Raw genomic sequence first — 17,948 nt, forward strand, 5'->3', positions numbered from 1 at the left:
ACCTATCTTTGTCTAAACGCTGCTGACTATAGTACATGTCTATCGCACCACCCCTACGCGCTGTTGATTTTGATCCGTTTGCCGGACCCGAGCTGTTTGGAGTGGTTCCTATGACCGAATCACAGGCCGAAATCTGGTTGGCCTGTCAGTTCGGAGGCGATGCAGCCAGTCGATCCTACAACGAGTCGGTTTCGCTGCGTTTTACGGGAAAACTGGATGTCGATGCGTTTGGAAGAGCCTGGGCCATGCTGGTGCGTCGGCATGAGGCGCTCCGCTCTACGTTCAGCCCCGACGGGCAGCATCTGTGCATCCTGGCCGATCTGGCCATTCCCCTTCAGGTTATCGATCACAGCGATCAGCCCGACAAAGCCGCTACGGCCGTTGCCGAGCTGACCGATGCCGACGCGCACCATCTTTTCGACCTGGAACACGGGCCGCTGGCAAAAGCCACGCTGCTGATCCTGTCTGAAACGGCTCACCATTTTACGCTGACGGCCCATCACATCGTTTGCGATGGCTGGTCGACGGGGATTCTCTTGCAGGATCTTGGGCAATATTATTCGGCCTATGTCCGGGGCCTGTCGCTGAGTTTGCCACCCGCGCCGCAGATCAGTCAGTTTGCCCTCGAGCAGCAGGCCTTTCTGAACAGCGATACGTACCGGGAAAGCGAAGCCTTCTGGCTCGATCAGTACAAAACGGGAGTGCCGCAAATCGACCTGCCGACCGACGTACCCCGGCCTCGGCAACGTACCTACGCCAGCCACCGTTACGATGTAGCCCTGGACGCCACGTTGGTTCAGCAACTGAAGCAGGTAGGTGTGAAAGCGGGCAGCAGCTTTGTGAGCACCCTCACGGCTACGTTTGAGCTCTGGCTGAGCCGCCTCACCAAACAGACCGATGTGGTGCTGGGCCTCCCCGCCGCCGGGCAACCCGTCGCCGACCGTTACTGGCTTGTTGGCCATTGCGTCAGCCTGCTGCCGCTGCGCAGCACCCACCGAGGCGACGAAACGTACCTGACGTACCTGCGCCGCCGCCGCACTGAGTTACTCGATGTGTTTGAGCATCAGCGTATCACCTTCGGGCGGCTATTGAAGAAACTGCCTATCCCCCGCGATCCGTCGCGCGTGGCGTTTGTACCGGTCGTCTTCAACGTCGACATGGGTCTCGATGAAGGCGTAGCGTTCGACGGACTGTCGCTGCAACTGCTGAGCAACCCGCGGGCGTTTGAAAACTTCGAATTATCGCTTAACGCGACGGGTTCCGAACAGACACTGATTCTGGAATGGTCGCACAACGCCCACCTCTTTTCCGCCCAAACCATCGCGACGTTCCACGCGTCGTTTGTCGACTTGCTGAAAGCAGTGGTGGCCCATCCTGATCAGCCGCTGGCTACGCTTGGAGTAGCGCCCGAGGCGCCGAAGCCCCTGAACGGACATGCCAAGACCATTGCTGCCCCCCCAACGGACTTACCGGCCAAAGGCAGTGGCTATACGCGTGAAAAAGGGCTTACCACCCTGCTGTCCGACACAGCCAGCCGGTTCCCGGATAAAGTAGCTATTCGCTTCAAGCAGGAGTCGCTGACCTACGCCGACCTGGACAAACAGGCCAATCAGGTGGGGCATGCGCTGCGGGGGCAGGGGATCCGGCCGGGCGATCGCGTCGGGCTTGCCATTGATCGGTCGTTACCGCTGATCGTGGGTATGTTGGGGATTATGAAGGCGGGGGCGACCTATATTCCCGTCGACCCGCAGCACCCGACCGACCGGATCAATTACATCCTGACCGATGCCGGTTGCGTAGCCCTGCTGACGTCGACTGCCCACAAAGGTCGGTTCGATCTGCCCAATACGCGTGAGTTGTTGGTCGAAACGCTCTGGCCAACACTGAGCCAGTACCCACAGACCGTACCCGATCAGCAGCCGACTGGTGCCAACATTGCATATATCCTCTACACGTCGGGCACGACCGGCCGCCCTAAAGGCGCGCTGATCCGGCATCATAGCGTGGCCAATGTGCTTTTCAGTGTGGCCAACGAGCCGGGCCTGACGCATACCGACAAAACCATCGCGCTGGCGACCATTGCCTTCGACTTGGCGGTGGTTGAAATCTACACGCCACTGCTCGTCGGTGCCGAACTGCTGCTAATCGACCCGGCAACGGCCCGGAATGGCGAGGCCCTGGCGCAGGTGCTTGGCGATCCGTCGATCACGTTCATTCAGACCACACCCGCCACCTTCCGGGTGTTGCTCGAAGCGGGTTGGCGCGGCCACAAGGCATTGCGCGTGATCTCCTGCGCCGAAGCCCTACCGATGGATCTGGCGCATACGCTGCTCGATCTGTGCGCCGAACTCTGGAATTATTACGGCCCTACCGAAACGACCATCTACGCCACTGGCAAGCGCATCCGCAAAACCGACGAGCGCATTACTATCGGTTCGGCCATTGCCAATACGCGCATTTACATCGTCGACGAAAACGGTCAGCTCATCACCGACGGCCAGCCTGGCGAACTTTGGATTGCGGGCGAAGGCGTGTCGAACGGCTACTTGAATCAGCCTGAACTGACTGCCGAAAAATTCATCAACAACCCGTTCTCGGCTACCCCGGAGAAAATCTATCGCACGGGCGATCTGGGTCGTTACCTGAACAGCGACACCGCCGATGCGCCTACCACAGGCGATGTTGTCTATATGGGCCGTATCGATCAGCAGGTAAAGATTCGTGGCTTCCGTATTGAACTGGGCGAGGTTGAGCACACGCTGGCCAAAAGCAACACCATCAAAGAAGCGGTGGTCATGGCTCGCGAAGACCGCCCCGGTGATCAACGGCTGGTGGCTTACATCGTTCCCGACCTGAGCCAGTTCGACAACACAGGCATGGACTGGCAGCAGCGCTGGGACACCATCTATGAAGCGGGCGTAAAAAGCCAGACCGATCACGCTACCGCCGAGCTCGACCTCGACGTGGTCATTGCTGAACAGTTATCCAACCAGACCGACATCCGGCAGCAGGCCGACGAGTGGCTGGCCCAATCGCTGAAGCGGTTGCGCGCGCTACACGCCAAACGGGTGTTGGAAGTGGGATCGGGAGCCGGACAATTGCTCTTTGAACTCGCCACCGACACTGACCTCTACATTGCCACCGACTACGCCCAAACGGCCATCGATAACCTGAATCAGCGCGTTCAGGCCAACCCGATCGGCAAGGGGCAGGTGCGGGCGCAGGTAGCTATGGCCGATGACTACTCGATGGTCGAACCGGCATCGCTCGATCTGGTGCTGATTCACAGCGTGGCCCAGTATTTCCCCGACGTCCGGTACCTGTTGAAGGTAATCGAAGGGGCCGTCAACGCGACGCAGGCAGGCGGTTGCGTGTTTGTGGGCGACATGCAGAGCCGCCGCTTACAGGTGCAACACCATACCTTCGATCAGTTGCAGCGCACCGCCGACAGCCAGCGCGTGGCCGATTTCCGCCGCATTGTGGATCGACGCGTAAAGCTCGATGATGAACTGATGGCCGATCCGGCGTTCTTCTACCTGTTGCCCACCCTGTTGCCAACCATTGGGGCGGTGGACGTGCAGTTGCGCGAAGGCCACGCCCTCAACGAAACCACCAAATACCACTTCGACGTTTGGCTTTACGTGGGCAAAGGCGCCGATCAGGTCCCTCCCCAACTCCCCGCCGATCAAACGATTGACTGGGTAGCAATCGGTTCGACTGAGGCGCTGGAACAACAGCTTCGCCAATCGCCAGACCAGGTTCTTCGGCTGACCAACGTACCCAACGCCCGTACCGCCATTGACCACGCGCTCGTTGACTGGCTGGCCAACGCTGCCGACGACCAACCGCTGGGTGAACTAAAAAACCGGCTGAGCAACGTACCTGCGGGCATTGATCCCGATCTGTTCTGGCCACTGGCTGAGCGGCTGGGCTTCCGCGCACATGTGCGCTGGGCTTCCGACGGGGCCGACAACCGGCTCGAGGTAGTGTTCATTCCGCAAAACCGGGCCAATGACCTGCCGCCACAACCGGCGAGCCTCAACCTCACCGACGCCGCCCCCCGCGACTTCGTCAATGAGCCCCACGCGCCGCTACCAGCCATCTCGAAGGAGCAACTACGTACCTGGCGACAGGAAGCAGCCCAGGCCCTACCCGACTACATGGTCCCGACGGATTTTGTGGTGCTGCCCCGCTTCCCGATTACGCCCAACGGCAAAATCGACCGCAAAGCCCTGCCCGCTCCAGCCGACGTTCGCCCCGAAGCAGCCCCGGAATCGACCAACAGCCAACCGACCACGCCTGAAGAAAAACTACTGGCTGGCGTATGGAGCAGCGTACTGGGTATCGACACCATCGGTCTCGATGACAATTTCTTTGAGTTGGGTGGTCACTCCATGATCGCCGTACAGGTGATGACCCGGCTCGAAAAACAGACTGGCAAACGCCTGCCGTTGGCATCGCTTTTCGAGTATCCGACCATCCGGGCACTGGCCACGCTCATTCATGAAGATGCGCCAGAGGTGAGGTCGTGGCAGTCGTTGGTGCCCATCCGGCCCGCTGGCAACCGCGAGCCGCTCTACATTGTGCATGGCGCCGGGCTGAACGTGCTGCTGTTCAATGCCGTCGCCAACAATCTCCATCCAGACCAACCCGTCTATGGCCTACAGGCCCGGGGGCTGAATGGTGTTGACGAGCCGTTCCGCAGCATCACCGAAATGGCCGAAGCCTACGTATCGGAGATTGTACAACATAACCCCACCGGTCCCTATTCGCTCAGCGGCTTCTCGTTTGGGGGAATTGTCGCCTACGAAATGGCCCGGCAACTGCTGGTACAGGGCCGCGAGGTGAGCCTGGTAGCGCTGTTCGACGCCTACGCCTACGACGCCGGCCGTAGCAATCCGTGGTGGCAACGCAAAGCCAATGGCATCAGCGAATTCATGGGCAAGGTGGGACACACGCTCCGGCTCGTCAGAAAGCATGGTTTCCAGGGCGTTTCGTATAAGATGCAGTCAATCGATCGTAAGCTGATCAAGCAATACTGGTGGCTCAAGCCCAGCCATCGGGTCCATCATGTCTTGCAGCGGATGGCGATTCGGGCCTACTGGCAGCTCAAATTTGGGCAGGCACAACAACAGGAAGCCATCTTCGATACCACGTTCCGCATTGAGGCGATCAACGACGTGGCCCTCGAAAACTTCCAGCTCCTGCCCGCTGATCTGGAGGTGCACCTCTTTCGCGCTACCATTCAGACATTCTTCATGGACGATTATGCCTATTACGGCTGGCAAGATTTTGCCCGCAAAGGCGTTCACGTCTACGACGTACCTGGTGAACACAGCTACATTTTTGCGCCTCCTAACGACAAAGAGTTTGCCGCCAAGCTACAGGCCGTACTCGATCAGCGGGGTAAATAGAATAGCAACGTACCTGATCGCAGAAAGGGCGTTAGACAAGTTTGTCTAACGCCCTTTTGTTTTGAAAAGCCATGCCTTATTGGTGAAATGACGTACCGATAAACTGAAGCGCATCGGGCAGGCCGGTTCGCCAATACGTCCAGGTATGTGCGCCATCCCGAACCCGGTATTCGTGCGGAATTTTCCGATCCGTCAGTACGATGTGCAGCCGGGCATTGGCGGTGCTCAGAAAATCGTCGTCGCCGCAGTCGATATACCAGCGCACTTTTTTCAAATCGCTCTCGGGCGCCGACGAAGCCAGTGTGAGCGGGCTGTTGCGCTTCATATGCGCCGTAATGCGCTCGTCGCCTTTTACCGCGCCACTAAACAGCTGGGCGAAAATCGTATTGTACTGCTCGTCGGGCATTGTTTTCATGGATTCTTCCGTGAACACCGCCGCACTCAGCGCCGCACAGGAGCCGAACAAATCGGGGTGGTGCATCGCCAGCAACAGCGAGCCGTGCCCGCCCATCGACAACCCCGACACAGCCCGAAAGTCGCGCTTGGTCCGGGTGCGGTAGCTGGAATCGATATGCGGAATGAACTCGGTCACGAACATATCCTCGTAGCGCACCTTATTCTGGAAATCGTTCATGTACCAGGTAACACCCGCATCAGGCATCACCACAATCATGGGCGGCAGCGTCCCGTTTTTGATGCCTTCATCGAGCAGCCGGTCGGCCTCGCCAAACTGAAGCCAGCCGGTTTCGTCGTCGGTGTAGCCGTGCAGCAGATAAACCACCGGATAGCGGCGGTTCGACACGTAATAGTCGGGTGGCAGGTAAATGGAGTAATGAACGGCGCGGTTCAGCAGCGAGCTTGACATCGAGACCCGCTCAAGCAGGTGCGGCTGCGGAGCCATCACCACCGGCATTGGGCTAGTGGGCAGGTTGGAACTGGTTTGGCGGCGGCGATTCTGGGCGTGAGCGACCGTTACAAAGCCGAGCAAAACCAGCAAAATCAGGTGGCGCATAGATCGATTTACCATAATAATGACCAGAGTTCGTTGTCTACGCTAATAACGCTCGCCCGCGCCCGAACCGCTGAAATCACCTCCACCAAATCGTAAATGTGGCTGATTTTGTGCATTAGCAGTAGCCTGTATGCTCGCAATCGTGCCAATGTGCTTCACCAACGCATGGGGCGGCTCGTCGTCGGGCTCGTCGGTGAAGCCGTGGCGCGGCTGACGTAAATACCGAATCAGCAACACCGCTACACCAATCAGTAGTGTTCCATCCACCGCCAGCGTAACCGACCGCGGCCAGGTGATGTAGTAGTGCTGGAAAGTCGCCACCGCCGCCGCTACGCCCAACGTACCCAGAATCAGCAACATGCGATTCCGCTGCCGGATACCAATCGTCAGGTACGTGATGGGCAGGCCGAAGGTGAACAGCCAGAACAAACCGGGTAGCGCAATCTGTGGCGACACCGGGGGACGGCGATCGAGCAGCAGGGCGTTGAGTTCGCGTACAACAAAGTAGTTACCCGCCGCCAGCAACATGCCCAGCGACAGCCAGCGCACTACGCCCAGCGCTTCGGCATAGTAGGCCCGCCGGGGCTCTTTCCGAACCAGCACAAACAGCAGCCCGGATACGCCCATCAGTACAAACGGCATCGCCGATTGGCCCCAGCTGAAATCGAGCAGCCGGTCGAAAATGAGACCGTAGAACAAGCCGAGGGCAATGTAGCTCAGCATGACGTCGCCCGAGTACCAGATCAGCGCCAGCAGCACCGGCAGCGCCAGCAGCGCACACATCCAAAACGGCGGATACTGCCCGCCATAACCGTTTGCCACGAACTCGATCAGGCCCCAGCTACCAATACCCGCCGCCGCCACCAGCAGCGCATTGTCGGTACCGTTCCGGCAAATCTGATTCTTTTGAACGAAATAGCGGGTAAACCACACGATCCCTACAGCATATACAATCGATAAGGTTGCGAAGACCACCGACCCGCTCACCGAAAACGCTTCGAACTGAATCATAAACAGTCCGTAGAGGCTCAGCACCGCCAGGATCGCAAACAGAAACGCCCCAATTTCAAGCCAGGGGTTGGTTTGTCGGAACCGCTTCGGGAAGGCTTGCTGAATGGCGGCAATCTGTTCGGGCGTAACCAGTTTCTGGGCTTTCCACCGATCGACCTGCCGCAGAATTTCGCGCTCGTCAATATGATTGGGATCGTAAAGCATAGGAGTTCAGGTAAGTTAATTCAGTTCTTTTACGGTGGCCTGATAACGAATGATCAGGTAATAGACCGCCGCCACACCCGTCAGCACGATGTAGAGCAAATAGGCATCGGCCGCCCAGCCAAGGCCGTCGGTCACGTCGAAAAACAGGTACGTGAGCCCAATGTAAGCGTAGACCATCGCCATCAGCGTGTACAGAAACGAGTGCCGCTGCCGAGCCAGCCACTCATAGCCACCACAAACCACAAACAGGACCAGCGCATACAGCCACCGCCGCCCACCGAAGTTGAACACCCCGGCCAGCAGCGCCAGCAACACCAGGTTACCAGCAAACGTCAGGATCGTATCGGTGAAATGGGGTTTGATCCGCCGCCGTTCGAACACCATCGCGACCACAATCAGCAACGTACCCAGCCCGATCGCCGTCAGTACGGTGCCTTCGTCGAAAAAATTGGTGCGTAGACGTAATTCCAGCGGACGCACAGTTAGTCCCACCCACGACGCCAGCGCCGTGAGGCCCATGCCCAGCACACCCCGGTGGTCGAAGCGGTAGGCGATGCCCAGAAACAACACGGCGGGCAGAAACGTAGCCAGCCCGTAGCGGGTACCAAACACGTTGAAGCGGTACTGCATGTAGCCTTCCAGCGAGAGAAATAGCAAGCACGCCAGCAACAGCGCATAATCACCGAAGGTCGACCGGCTCGGGGCCTGATCGGGTGAAAGCGGCGGGCGATTGCGCCAGGCAAACACAAAACTGACGACACACAGCGCCGTAATGCTACCAATGATGGCCACGTCGCCAATTTCGTCGTAATGTTCGTAGATCAGCAGCCCCAGCCCAGCCGTCAGCAACAGAATACCCACATACAGCAACGCCCGCAGTTCGTAGTTGACCGACAGCGGTCGTTGGCGCTCAAACCGGGCCATTTCGTCGGCCTGTTCAGCGGGTAGTAATTGCCGCGCTTTCAGGGTTTCCAGCACATCAATTGGGGACATATTGGGGCGGGGTTTTGTTGTTTATTAGGGGGATACGGACGACGCAGGCGAAAACCGCCACGCAGATTTTTAAGGCGCTGTAAAACATTGCTTCGATCAACAAGCTGCGTTAATTCATCCAAATCCGGGTCATCTGCGTTCTAATCAGCCTATGCAAAAAGTCATTCTGCAGCCGCGTTATTACTGGCATAACTTCCGATACGTGCTCGATTTCGTGCGGCGGCTCTATGGCGGACTGCTCAACGAGGGCGAGCACGATTTTCTGACCCGTTTCGATGCGCTCAGCGTCGACGCGCAATGCCTGTATGTACGGTGCAGCAATCGCAAAGGTGTCTTCTTTCGGGTCAATAAATTCAATTATCGCGAAATAAACGAGCTACCGGTTACTCTCGACGAACTCATTCGGGCGGGTTTTCTGGAACGGCTGTCGGCCCGGCACGAGGGCATGGGCAGCGAAGCGCTCGACGTATTTACCAAAGCCGACCTGCTCGCGCTGCTGCCTCTCGAAGCCGAGGAAATCCGGGCGCTCAATAAGTTGAAGAAAGAGGAGGTGGTGCGCTACGCCCTCAACGAACTCGATTTTGGCGAAGTCGTAACCAGCCTCACTACCCGCGAGCCCGTCGTGAAGGTGGCGTTCGAGGCCGAGGTGATGATGCTCAAGTTTCTGTTCTTCGGGAATCGTGGCTCCGACATGACCGATTTTGTCATGCGCGACATGGGCATGATGAACTTCGAGCAGTATGACGACAGCAAGATGACGGCCCGGTTCCGCAACCGGAAAGAGGTCGAAGACAAGCTGCTGATTTCGCTGACCAACGAAGCGTTTTATGACCTGAAAAACGCCGAAACGCCCGCCACCGACATCTACAACTGGTTTCTGAACTGGAACGAAACCCGCCCCGACCTGGCCGACATTGCCCTGCCGGGTTATCAGAAACTCGTTTGCCGCGTGGGCAGCTTTCTGGAGCGCCAGAAACTCCCCGACGAAGCTCTGTCGGTGTATGAACTGACCGACCGCTCACCCGCCCGCGAGCGCCGTGCCCGGCTGCTGTTCCGCAACGGAATGGCCGACGAAGCCCTGGCCCTGCTGGATGAAATGGCCGTGACGCCGCAAAACGCCGAAGAGCGCTTCTTCGCGCAGGATTTTCGGGAAAAGATCCTGGGTACGGCCGAAAAGAAACGTACCCGCAAAGCCACCACGCGCTTTCTGTCGGAAGCCGAAAGCGTCGATATCCCGGCCGCCTACCGACACCACGTCGAAGCGGGCGTGATGAACTACTATCTGGAACAGGGTTACGACGCGGCTTTCACCGAAAACTACCCCTGGCGTGGGCTCTTTGGGCTGGTGTTCTGGGACATTATTTACGACGCCAACGTGTCGGCCATTCATCACCCGTTGCAGCGCGCCCCATCTGATTTTTACCTGCCCGATTTCTACATCCGCCGTGAAGAGCTAATGAAAAGGCGGCTGACCGAACTAACGAGCCGGGAGGCCTGGCGGCGGCACGTGGGACGTACCTACAATGGCAAATACGGCATCACCAACGTACTGGTCGACTGGAACGACGAATTGTTGAACCTCGTGAACCAACTCATCGACCTGATCGATCTGGAGCAACTCGGCCTGATTTTGCTAGAAATGGCCCGCAACGTACGCGAACACACCCGTGGTTTCCCCGATCTGCTCGTCTGGAACGAAGCGGGCGAGTACAGCTTTGTGGAGGTCAAATCCCCCACCGACCACCTCGGTTCGCAGCAACTGCACTGGCTGCAATTTTTCGAGACCATCGGCGTGCACGGCAAAGTCGTGCGGGTGATCTGGGCGCTGTAATAGCATTTTATCGAAAGATCATACATTTGTTCACCATGAGTAAACTCACGCGATAAAGTGTATGTTTAACATTATAGCTCGCCGTACGCTGCTCGACTATTGTCAGTCTTATCCACAAGCGGCCAATGCACTTCGACAATGGTATACCGAGCTACAAGGATAGACCTTCGCCAACTTCAACGAATTAAAAGCCCTCTATGGGAATGCCAGCGTTGTAGCCGACGACCGGGTCGTTTTTAACATTATGGGTAATAAATATCGTCTGGTCGTCCGGATGGTATTTGAGTATAAGACCATTCAGATCAAATGGTGTGGCACCCACGCCGAGTATGATAAAGTTGATGTAAAAACTGTACAGTACGTGAAGCCATGACACTGAAGACACTCAAAACCGAACAGGAATATGATGAGCTGATGGCGTGGATTGATCAGCAGTTCGACAACAAAGTACGTCCCGATAGCCCCGAGGGCGAAGCCCTACAGGTGTCTTTGCTGCTGGTGAAAGCGTATGAAGACGAACACTACCCCATCTTGCCGCCTGACCCAATCGATGCAATACGCCTTAAGATGGCCGAAAAAGGTATCCGTAATCAGGATTTTGTTGGTAAGCTGGGCAGCAAAAGTTACGTATCAGCCGTACTGAACCGTCGCAAACCGATGACATTGGACATGGCCAAATTCTTTCACAAGGAGTTGGGCATCCCTGCGGCTACCCTATTAATGTAACGGGCCTTACTTCTTCATACCCAACCGCAGAAAGATCGGGAAACGGACTTCGCGGGTGCCCTGTGTCCCCCAGGCGCGGCGGAAATCACCATCGAACTGATCGATGATGTCGTAACCGTTGCGTTTTCGGAAGGCCTGCACCGCCGACCAGGTACGTAGGTAGTTCATGTACCACTCTACCAGCCACTCGCGGCGGGCCACAAACCGGGCCTCTTTCACGTTTTTGAACGGAAACGGCAGGTCGCGGTACTCGGTCTCGATGTGGCGGCGCAGCGGGTCCCAATAGGGACCCAGCACATTGGTGTACAGATAGCGCAGCAACGCATCGACGGCGGGTGTGACTTCGTTGAGACCATAGCCCCATTCGGCGATGACGCCGTTGGGTTTCAGCACTCGTTCGGCTTGCACGTGGAATGCGGGTACGTCGAACCAGTGCAGCGCCTGCCCCACCGTAATCAGGTCGAAGGTGTCGTCTAGGAAAGGGGCCTGCTCCGCCGTCGCCTCCTGATAGTGGATGTTGTGGCGGTGCGTGGCATTCTGCAACTGCTGTAGGCTCAGATCAGTTGCCTCGACCTGCTCAAAGTAGTTCGACAACGCGACGGCCGCCTGCCCGTTGCCCGTGGCACAGTCCCAGGCCGTTTGCCGGCCAGGTACGTTGGCCATCAGAAAATCATACAATTCGCCGGGGTAGTCGATGCGGTAGCGGGCGTAGATCGAGGCGTGTTCGGAAAAATAGTCGGGTGAGGCCATAGCGAAGGGGTAGGATCAAACCGGTTTACGAAGCTATAACGAAACCGGTTTGATCCTACCCCTAAAAAAGACGACTTATCGATCAGCGACGCGCCACCACCGCCTGCCCTGACGGTTTTCCTTTGGCGTCGAGCCACTCGACTGCTTTGGTTCCGGCGGGCACCCACAGCGTCCGGCTATTCTGCGACAGGAACGAGCTTCCAAATGGTAGCTCCACACGCTGTTTTTTGCCGTTGGCCAGCGTTAGCACCGCCGCCACCTGATTAGGCTTCGCACGCAGCATCTGTCCCGACGTACCTGAGCGGAAGGCGCACATCGGGCCGCGGTTCTGGGTAGCCACCAGCAGCCGGTTTCCGCGCGCATCAGGCAGAGAAACGAGGCCTTTGGCATTGCCCGGCACGCAGAAACCACTTTCGGCCATCGAGCGGGGTGTGAAGCCGCCGTTGCCATCGCCGTGCAGGTAGAGGCCGTTGAGCGCATCATAACGCCCCACGAGCACCTCGCCGCTGTAGTCGTTACCCACAGCGAGTATATCGAGGTTCCCGTCCTGATCGACATCCTCGGCAATCATCCCGAATAGCGGTGCCAGTTGGGCTTGCATCGGCAGCGGGTGTAGCTCAAATTGCGGCGTTCCGTCGGCACCGTTGCCCTTGTTTTCGATGTACATTGACCGGAACTCGTTGGCTTCGAGCACCATTGCCTGCTGCCGTTCTTCGGGCTTCAGCAACTTGTCGATGCTGGCCTGGGTGAAGTCGTTGTATTTCTGGAAACGCCCCCGCAACACAATCATCTGCCGAATCAGGTCGTCGCGACCATGAAACGTAAACTCGCGGGGTTCGCCTTTTTCGTCGGGAATATAAATCGTGGGGATGGCATCGTAGAATCCGTTGTTGTCAAAGTCGCCCGCGTAGATGCGGACGGGGTAGCGGTCGCTGGCACGCATGCGGGCATTCAGACCCAGATTACCGGCTACATAGTCGATATCACCGTCGTTGTCGAAATCACCGGGTGTCAGGGAATTCCACCAGCCTTTGGCTTTGCCCAGTTTAGCGTCAACAGGTTTCAACTGTCCGTTGTCGTTGCGCAACAGCGTTAAGGGCATCCACTCACCGGCCAGCAGCAGATCGGGGTCGCCGTCGTTGTCGGGGTCGGTCCAGATCGCATCGCAGATGAGGCCAATATCAGTAAGCGCGGGCGCGATTTTGGCCGTTACGTCGGTGAACTTCGGCTGACCGGGGCGGCTGTCGTTCCGCAGCACCAGGCTCGACGTAGGTTTGGGGTATTGATCGGGCACGACCCGGCCACCCACAAACAGATCAAGATCACCGTCGCCATCCATATCGGCCGCTTTCACGCACGATTTACTGGTCATGTTGACGGGCAACGTACCTGACGGAGCCAGCGCGAATCCGCCTTTTCCATCGTTCAGGTAGAGCCGGTCCTGGAACGTCGGCGTGTTGGCCTGCCCTTCCACGCTGCCACTGGCAATGTACAGATCGAGATCACCATCCCTATCGGCATCGAACAGCAACGTACCCATGTCTTCTTCGGGCTTTTGCGATGGCTGACGCACGGGCGACGCGAAGGATTGGGTATCGACAAACGCGCCCGATTTGCTTTGCACCATAAAACGCCCCTGCTGCCCGCGAGCACCACCAATGAACAAATCGTCGAGCCCATCGCCGTTGATATCGCCCACGCTCACGGCCGGGCCAAACTGCGAGAGTTTATGCGGCAACAGCTTCTGCGTATTGTAGTCGATGTACTCGGGTTCGGTATGGAACAGCGCCAGCCCGAGCGAGTCAGTGACGTCGCGCAACAGCGGTTTGGGCAACGTACCTGACGGTGTCGGCACTTCGGTGGCATCCTGTTGCCGGAGGGTCAGCACCTGATTGGGCTTCACGTTGCGGATCGTCTGCTGCCGGGCAGGTTGGCCGTCGTGGGCGGGCCACACCACGCGCAGTTCACGGATCACCGACACATTGCCCAAGCCAAAATGCCCCACTGGCTCCACCGTCGAGAGGTAACCGCGATACGGGCTGTGTTCGTAGACCTGCTGCTGTGGCTTTTTGGCGTCGCGGCTATCGTATTGAATCGTGACGAACGCCCCCAACCCCATCCGGTTACGGGCTGGTCCTTCAAATTTTAAGCGTAGGTAGCTCGCGGCTTCAGGTTTGCTCTCGACCAGGTTATTGCGGTACACAAACGCCGAGTCGTTGATGTTGTTGACCACGTAATCGAGGTCGCCGTCGTTGTCGAGGTCACCGTAGGCGGCCCCGTTCGAAAACGAGGGCGTTTTCAGGCCCCATTGCTCGGTGACGTCTTCAAACGTAGGTACGTTGCTGGCGTCGTCGCTGCCCCGGTTACGGAAGGCGTAATTCGGGATTTTCACCACCGGAATCTGATCGAGCATAAACCGCTTGGTAGCCACCGACGAACTCTGCGCCCGGAACGACACAAAATCGCGGTCGGTCACGTCTTTCGGGAACCCGTTGGTTACCAGTAGATCGCGTTTACCATCGTGGTCGAAATCGACCAGCAGCGGCGACCAGCTCCAGTCGGTTTCGGCCACGTCGGCCAACAAGCTCACCTCGCTGAACAGCGGCGCGCCCGCCTCGACCCGCTGGAAGGGGCTGGGTTCGGTCACGCCCAGTTGGGGCATATCACTGCTCAGGCCCATGGTGCCGGGTCTAGGTCCCTGATTCAGCTGAAGCGTATTCCGGACAAACTGATAGTGGAAGCCGTACTGCTCGTTGTTCAGGTACGTCTGGTAGTTGTTGGGCCCCACCAGCATTTTCTTGCGATAGTTGTCGCGTGGGAGCATATCCACCGCCACAATGTCCATCAGCCCGTCGTTGTTGACATCGGCCACGTCGTTGCCCATCGCCGAGCTACTCGTATGCTTGAAATATTGCGCCGCCTCGTCGCGGAAGCCCGTGTGTTGGCCACCCGCGTGCTGATTGATCCACAGCAGGTCGTCAGAAAGGTAATCGTTGGTCACGTAAACGTCGCGCCAGCCGTCGCGGTTGAGGTCGGTGATGTTTAGCCCCAGCCCGTAACCTTCCATCAGAATACCCTCCTGCTTCGACACATTGGTGAATACCGGATGTCCCAGTTTGGCGTCGAAATCATTCCGATACAGGCGGTCGGTCGTTTTTGACGAGCCGTCTTTGACTTTATCGTGGTACGCGCCGGGGCTACCCGCCTCGATCGTATTAGTCAGCACATAGAGGTCCAGATCGCCGTCGTTATCATAATCGAAAAAGGCGGCGTTGGTGGTGTGGCCGTCGTCGGCAATGCCGTAGTCGGTCGCCATATCCCGAAACGTAGGTACGTCGTTCTTTACGCCCTGATTCACGTAAAGCAAATTCCGGCGCTTCACCGAATCCTTGCTGACGGTAGCGCCAACGTAGAGGTCCATCAATCCGTCGTTGTTGATATCGACCATCGCTACGCCCGAGCACCATTTGCCGCCGCCACCGACACCCGCTTCGCTGGTGATATCGCGAAACTTCAGGTCATGCGAGCCGGGCTCGGTCTGGTTCAGAAAGAGCCGGTTGGGCACCTGATTGCCGCTAAAAAAAACGTCGGTCCGGCCGTCGTTGTTGAAATCGCCCAGGGCCACGCCGCCGCCATTGTAGATGTATTCGAAGTCGATGATGTTCATCGAGTCGTTATCGACAATCCGGTTGGCGAAGGTGATACCGGTTTCGTCGGCGGGCAGGAGGGAAAAGAGCGGTTTCTGCCCAAACTGGCAGGCCTGCAACAAGGCAATCAAACAAAGCGAAAGAACGAGTCGAAGAGGCAAGGTCATAACGGTACTTTACCGATGATTATCTGGTAGAACTAGGAAGTTACAACCATCAAACGGCATTTACAACGTTGGCTACTGATGTTTCACAATTGGGAGAAATGAATCAACTTTGGCCATCATCGCTGATTCGTCTCAGCGCCATGATTCGTTTAACCGTTGCGTGATGTCTACATTTTATACCTGCGGGCTGGTCTTTGTTGGCGGCGGGCTGGGCAGCGTGCTCCGCTACCTGCTTGGTCGGCAGTTACCAGCCAGCCTGGGCGGCGGCGCCTTTCCGCTATCTATATTGGTTGTCAATGTGTTGGCATCGGCTCTGTTGGGTGGCCTGATGGGCTGGGTGGCCTCTCGCCCCGACCGCGAGCCCTGGCGGCTACTGGTCGGCGTAGGCGTCTGTGGCGGTCTTAGCACCTTTTCCAGTTTCAGCCAGGACAACCTCATGCTGCTGCAACAGGCTCGCTACGGCGCGGCCTTCCTGAATATTGGTCTCAACGTCGTGGGTTGTCTGCTCGCTTCAGCCGCTGGCTGGAGCCTGATGGCCACTTCTGTTCGATGACACCTCTGCCCACCCGTTACTACTCACCGGCTACCTCCCTCCTAACCTATGATTTTCTCTCTTAAACCACTTCAGCAAAGCCGCTACCGTGCATTGTATAGTGTGTTTTGTGCCGTTCTTTTGTGTATGAGTTCGCTTCATTCCGCTTCAGCCCAGACGGTATCGCAGGACATCGCCCGTCGGCTGTTCGATACCCACGATACCTACAAAGACACCACGTTTACCCACCGCCGCTTCAAGCACAGAGACATTGTGCCCGTGTTGCAGTCGCTAGCTGATCCGTTGTCAGTCAGTCAGATTGGGGCCTCAACAGAGGGGCGTAGTATTCATCAGGTAAAGGCGGGGACGGGCTCAATTCCCGTGTTGCTATGGTCGCAGATGCACGGCGATGAAGCTACGGCCACGATGGCCCTGTTCGATATTTTCCGGTTTTTACAGGCCTCGGGCGACGAATTCGACGCTTTCCGGCAGAATATCCTGGCTAAAACCACGCTCTACTTTGTGCCGATGCTCAACCCCGACGGGGCCGAACGCTGGCAGCGCCGCACGTCGATGGATATCGACATGAACCGCGACGCCCTGCGGCTGCAATCACCCGAATCGGTGTTGCTGAAAGGGTTACAGCAGAGCTTGAAACCACTGGTGGGCTTCAACCTGCACGATCAGAATCCGCGCTACAGTGTAGGTAACACCAACCGGCAGGCGGTCGTATCGTTTCTGGCAACCGCCTACGATCAGGCCCGGAACGTCAACGACGTTCGCCGCCGGTCGATGCAGCTGATCGTGGGTATGAACCGGGTATTGCAGCAGTTCATTCCCGGTCAGGTGGCGCGCTACGACGATGAGTTTGAACCCCGCGCCTTTGGCGATAACATTCAGAAGTGGGGTACCACGCTCATTCTGATCGAAAGTGGCGGGCAGGTGGGCGACCCCGAGAAGATGAGCATCCGTCGGCTCAACTTCGTAGCCATCCTGACGGCTCTCGACGCCATTGCTAATGAGTCATATGGGCAGGAAAAGACCCAGGAATATCAGGCTATTCCCGAAAACGGTCGCCAGTTATTCGATCTGCTCATTCGCAATGCGACGGTGATGCGCAATGGGCGGCCCTACAGGATGGATCTGGGCATTAATCGCTACGAAGTCAACACCGATTCGGCGCGGTCGTTCAGCTACCGCAGCACCATCGAAGACCTAGGCGACCTATCGACGTTCTATGGCCTGACCGAACTCGACGCCACCGGCCTGACGCTCACGCCCGCTCGCCTTCACCCCGACACGCTCGACTCGCTGTCAAGCCTTCGCCGCCTCGATCTGCCCAAGCTACGCGAAGACGGTATTGTGGCCTTCCGGGTACGTTCGGCCAAGAAAAACACCTTCCCGAAAGCCCCCGTGCATGTCCTCTGGGAAGGGAAACTACCTGGTCGCCCGCCCGGTCTGGGCCAGCCCGCTACGTTCCTACTCAAGCAGGGACAACGTACCCAGCACATCGTGGTGAACGGCTTCCTCGACGACAACGGAAACGGACTTGTGGATTGAAAGTCAGCTATTTACAGACTATTTATTCTTTACAGACGCTCTGTTTACAGACATATTAGTTGTTTATACATCACTATTTTAACAGTTATTTTGTAGCTGCT

The 17,948-nt window shown here is 57.5% G+C and carries 10 protein-coding genes and 1 pseudogene; 6 read left to right on the forward strand and 5 right to left on the reverse strand.

Going from position 1 to position 17,948, the window contains the following annotated elements:
• Nucleotides 1-35 precede the first annotated feature (35 nt).
• Nucleotides 36-5,414 (forward strand): non-ribosomal peptide synthetase, encoded by a 5,379-nt coding sequence (locus ACAW74_RS08665; RefSeq protein ID WP_370697791.1) that lies wholly within the window; start codon nucleotides 36-38, stop codon nucleotides 5,412-5,414.
• 76 nt (nucleotides 5,415-5,490) lie between these two features.
• Here ACAW74_RS08665 and ACAW74_RS08670 read toward each other — a convergent pair whose 3' ends face one another.
• From ACAW74_RS08670 to ACAW74_RS08680, 3 genes are read right to left on the reverse strand one after another with little or no spacing between them, the layout of a single operon-like run.
• Nucleotides 5,491-6,441: an alpha/beta hydrolase gene (locus tag ACAW74_RS08670; RefSeq protein WP_370697792.1), complete on the reverse strand. Its 951-nt coding sequence runs from the start codon at nucleotides 6,439-6,441 to the stop codon at nucleotides 5,491-5,493.
• A 27-nt stretch (nucleotides 6,442-6,468) separates the two neighbouring features.
• Complete coding sequence (locus ACAW74_RS08675; protein WP_370697793.1) at nucleotides 6,469-7,641, reverse strand: hypothetical protein; 1,173 nt, start codon at nucleotides 7,639-7,641, stop codon at nucleotides 6,469-6,471.
• Nucleotides 7,642-7,656: 15 nt separating this feature from the next.
• Complete coding sequence (locus ACAW74_RS08680; protein WP_370697794.1) at nucleotides 7,657-8,634, reverse strand: DUF2157 domain-containing protein; 978 nt, start codon at nucleotides 8,632-8,634, stop codon at nucleotides 7,657-7,659.
• Nucleotides 8,635-8,785: 151 nt separating this feature from the next.
• On the opposite strand from ACAW74_RS08680, the gene ACAW74_RS08685 reads away from it, so the two are divergent.
• The 3 genes and pseudogenes from ACAW74_RS08685 (at nucleotide 8,786) to ACAW74_RS08695 (ending at nucleotide 11,191) form a co-directional block, all read left to right on the forward strand.
• Nucleotides 8,786-10,465 carry a VRR-NUC domain-containing protein gene (locus tag ACAW74_RS08685; RefSeq protein WP_370697795.1) on the forward strand — a complete coding sequence of 560 codons (1,680 nt, stop codon included), beginning with the start codon at nucleotides 8,786-8,788 and terminating at the stop codon, nucleotides 10,463-10,465.
• A gap of 178 nt (nucleotides 10,466-10,643) precedes the next feature.
• Nucleotides 10,644-10,838, forward strand: a pseudogene (locus ACAW74_RS08690) (type II toxin-antitoxin system HigB family toxin); the annotation flags it as partial.
• Nucleotides 10,835-11,191, forward strand: coding sequence for a helix-turn-helix domain-containing protein (locus tag ACAW74_RS08695; protein ID WP_370697796.1), 357 nt, complete (start codon nucleotides 10,835-10,837; stop codon nucleotides 11,189-11,191). The pseudogene ACAW74_RS08690 and the gene ACAW74_RS08695, both read left to right, overlap by 4 nt.
• A 6-nt stretch (nucleotides 11,192-11,197) precedes the next feature.
• Here the strand turns inward: ACAW74_RS08695 and ACAW74_RS08700 are convergent, their stop codons facing one another.
• Both ACAW74_RS08700 and ACAW74_RS08705 read right to left on the reverse strand, forming a co-directional pair.
• Nucleotides 11,198-11,941, reverse strand: coding sequence for a class I SAM-dependent methyltransferase (locus ACAW74_RS08700; protein WP_370697797.1), 744 nt, complete (start codon nucleotides 11,939-11,941; stop codon nucleotides 11,198-11,200).
• An 82-nt stretch (nucleotides 11,942-12,023) separates the two neighbouring features.
• Entirely contained in the window at nucleotides 12,024-15,755 is a 3,732-nt protein-coding gene (locus tag ACAW74_RS08705; RefSeq protein ID WP_370697798.1) for a VCBS repeat-containing protein, read from the reverse strand.
• A 163-nt stretch (nucleotides 15,756-15,918) separates the two neighbouring features.
• On the opposite strand from ACAW74_RS08705, the gene crcB reads away from it, so the two are divergent.
• Both crcB and ACAW74_RS08715 read left to right on the forward strand, forming a co-directional pair.
• A complete protein-coding gene (gene crcB / locus ACAW74_RS08710; RefSeq protein ID WP_370697799.1) occupies nucleotides 15,919-16,308 on the forward strand; it encodes a fluoride efflux transporter CrcB in 390 nt (129 codons plus the stop codon).
• A gap of 126 nt (nucleotides 16,309-16,434) precedes the next feature.
• Nucleotides 16,435-17,847 (forward strand): M14 family zinc carboxypeptidase, encoded by a 1,413-nt coding sequence (locus tag ACAW74_RS08715; RefSeq protein WP_370697800.1) that lies wholly within the window; start codon nucleotides 16,435-16,437, stop codon nucleotides 17,845-17,847.
• Nucleotides 17,848-17,948: the final 101 nt, after the last annotated feature.

The organism is Fibrella musci, assembly GCF_041321105.1.
In the GTDB taxonomy this organism is placed as follows: domain Bacteria; phylum Bacteroidota; class Bacteroidia; order Cytophagales; family Spirosomataceae; genus Fibrella; species Fibrella musci.

Coding starts and splice junctions, on each gene's coding strand:
- ACAW74_RS08675 (WP_370697793.1), bottom strand. CDS start 7,641: ATGCTTTACGATCCCAATCATATTGACGAGCGCGAAATTCTGCGGCAG.
- ACAW74_RS08695 (WP_370697796.1), top strand. CDS start 10,835: ATGACACTGAAGACACTCAAAACCGAACAGGAATATGATGAGCTGATG.
- crcB (WP_370697799.1), top strand. CDS start 15,919: ATGTCTACATTTTATACCTGCGGGCTGGTCTTTGTTGGCGGCGGGCTG.
- ACAW74_RS08715 (WP_370697800.1), top strand. CDS start 16,435: ATGAGTTCGCTTCATTCCGCTTCAGCCCAGACGGTATCGCAGGACATC.
- ACAW74_RS08705 (WP_370697798.1), bottom strand. CDS start 15,755: ATGACCTTGCCTCTTCGACTCGTTCTTTCGCTTTGTTTGATTGCCTTG.
- ACAW74_RS08700 (WP_370697797.1), bottom strand. CDS start 11,941: ATGGCCTCACCCGACTATTTTTCCGAACACGCCTCGATCTACGCCCGC.
- ACAW74_RS08665 (WP_370697791.1), top strand. CDS start 36: ATGTCTATCGCACCACCCCTACGCGCTGTTGATTTTGATCCGTTTGCC.
- ACAW74_RS08670 (WP_370697792.1), bottom strand. CDS start 6,441: ATGGTAAATCGATCTATGCGCCACCTGATTTTGCTGGTTTTGCTCGGC.
- ACAW74_RS08685 (WP_370697795.1), top strand. CDS start 8,786: ATGCAAAAAGTCATTCTGCAGCCGCGTTATTACTGGCATAACTTCCGA.
- ACAW74_RS08680 (WP_370697794.1), bottom strand. CDS start 8,634: ATGTCCCCAATTGATGTGCTGGAAACCCTGAAAGCGCGGCAATTACTA.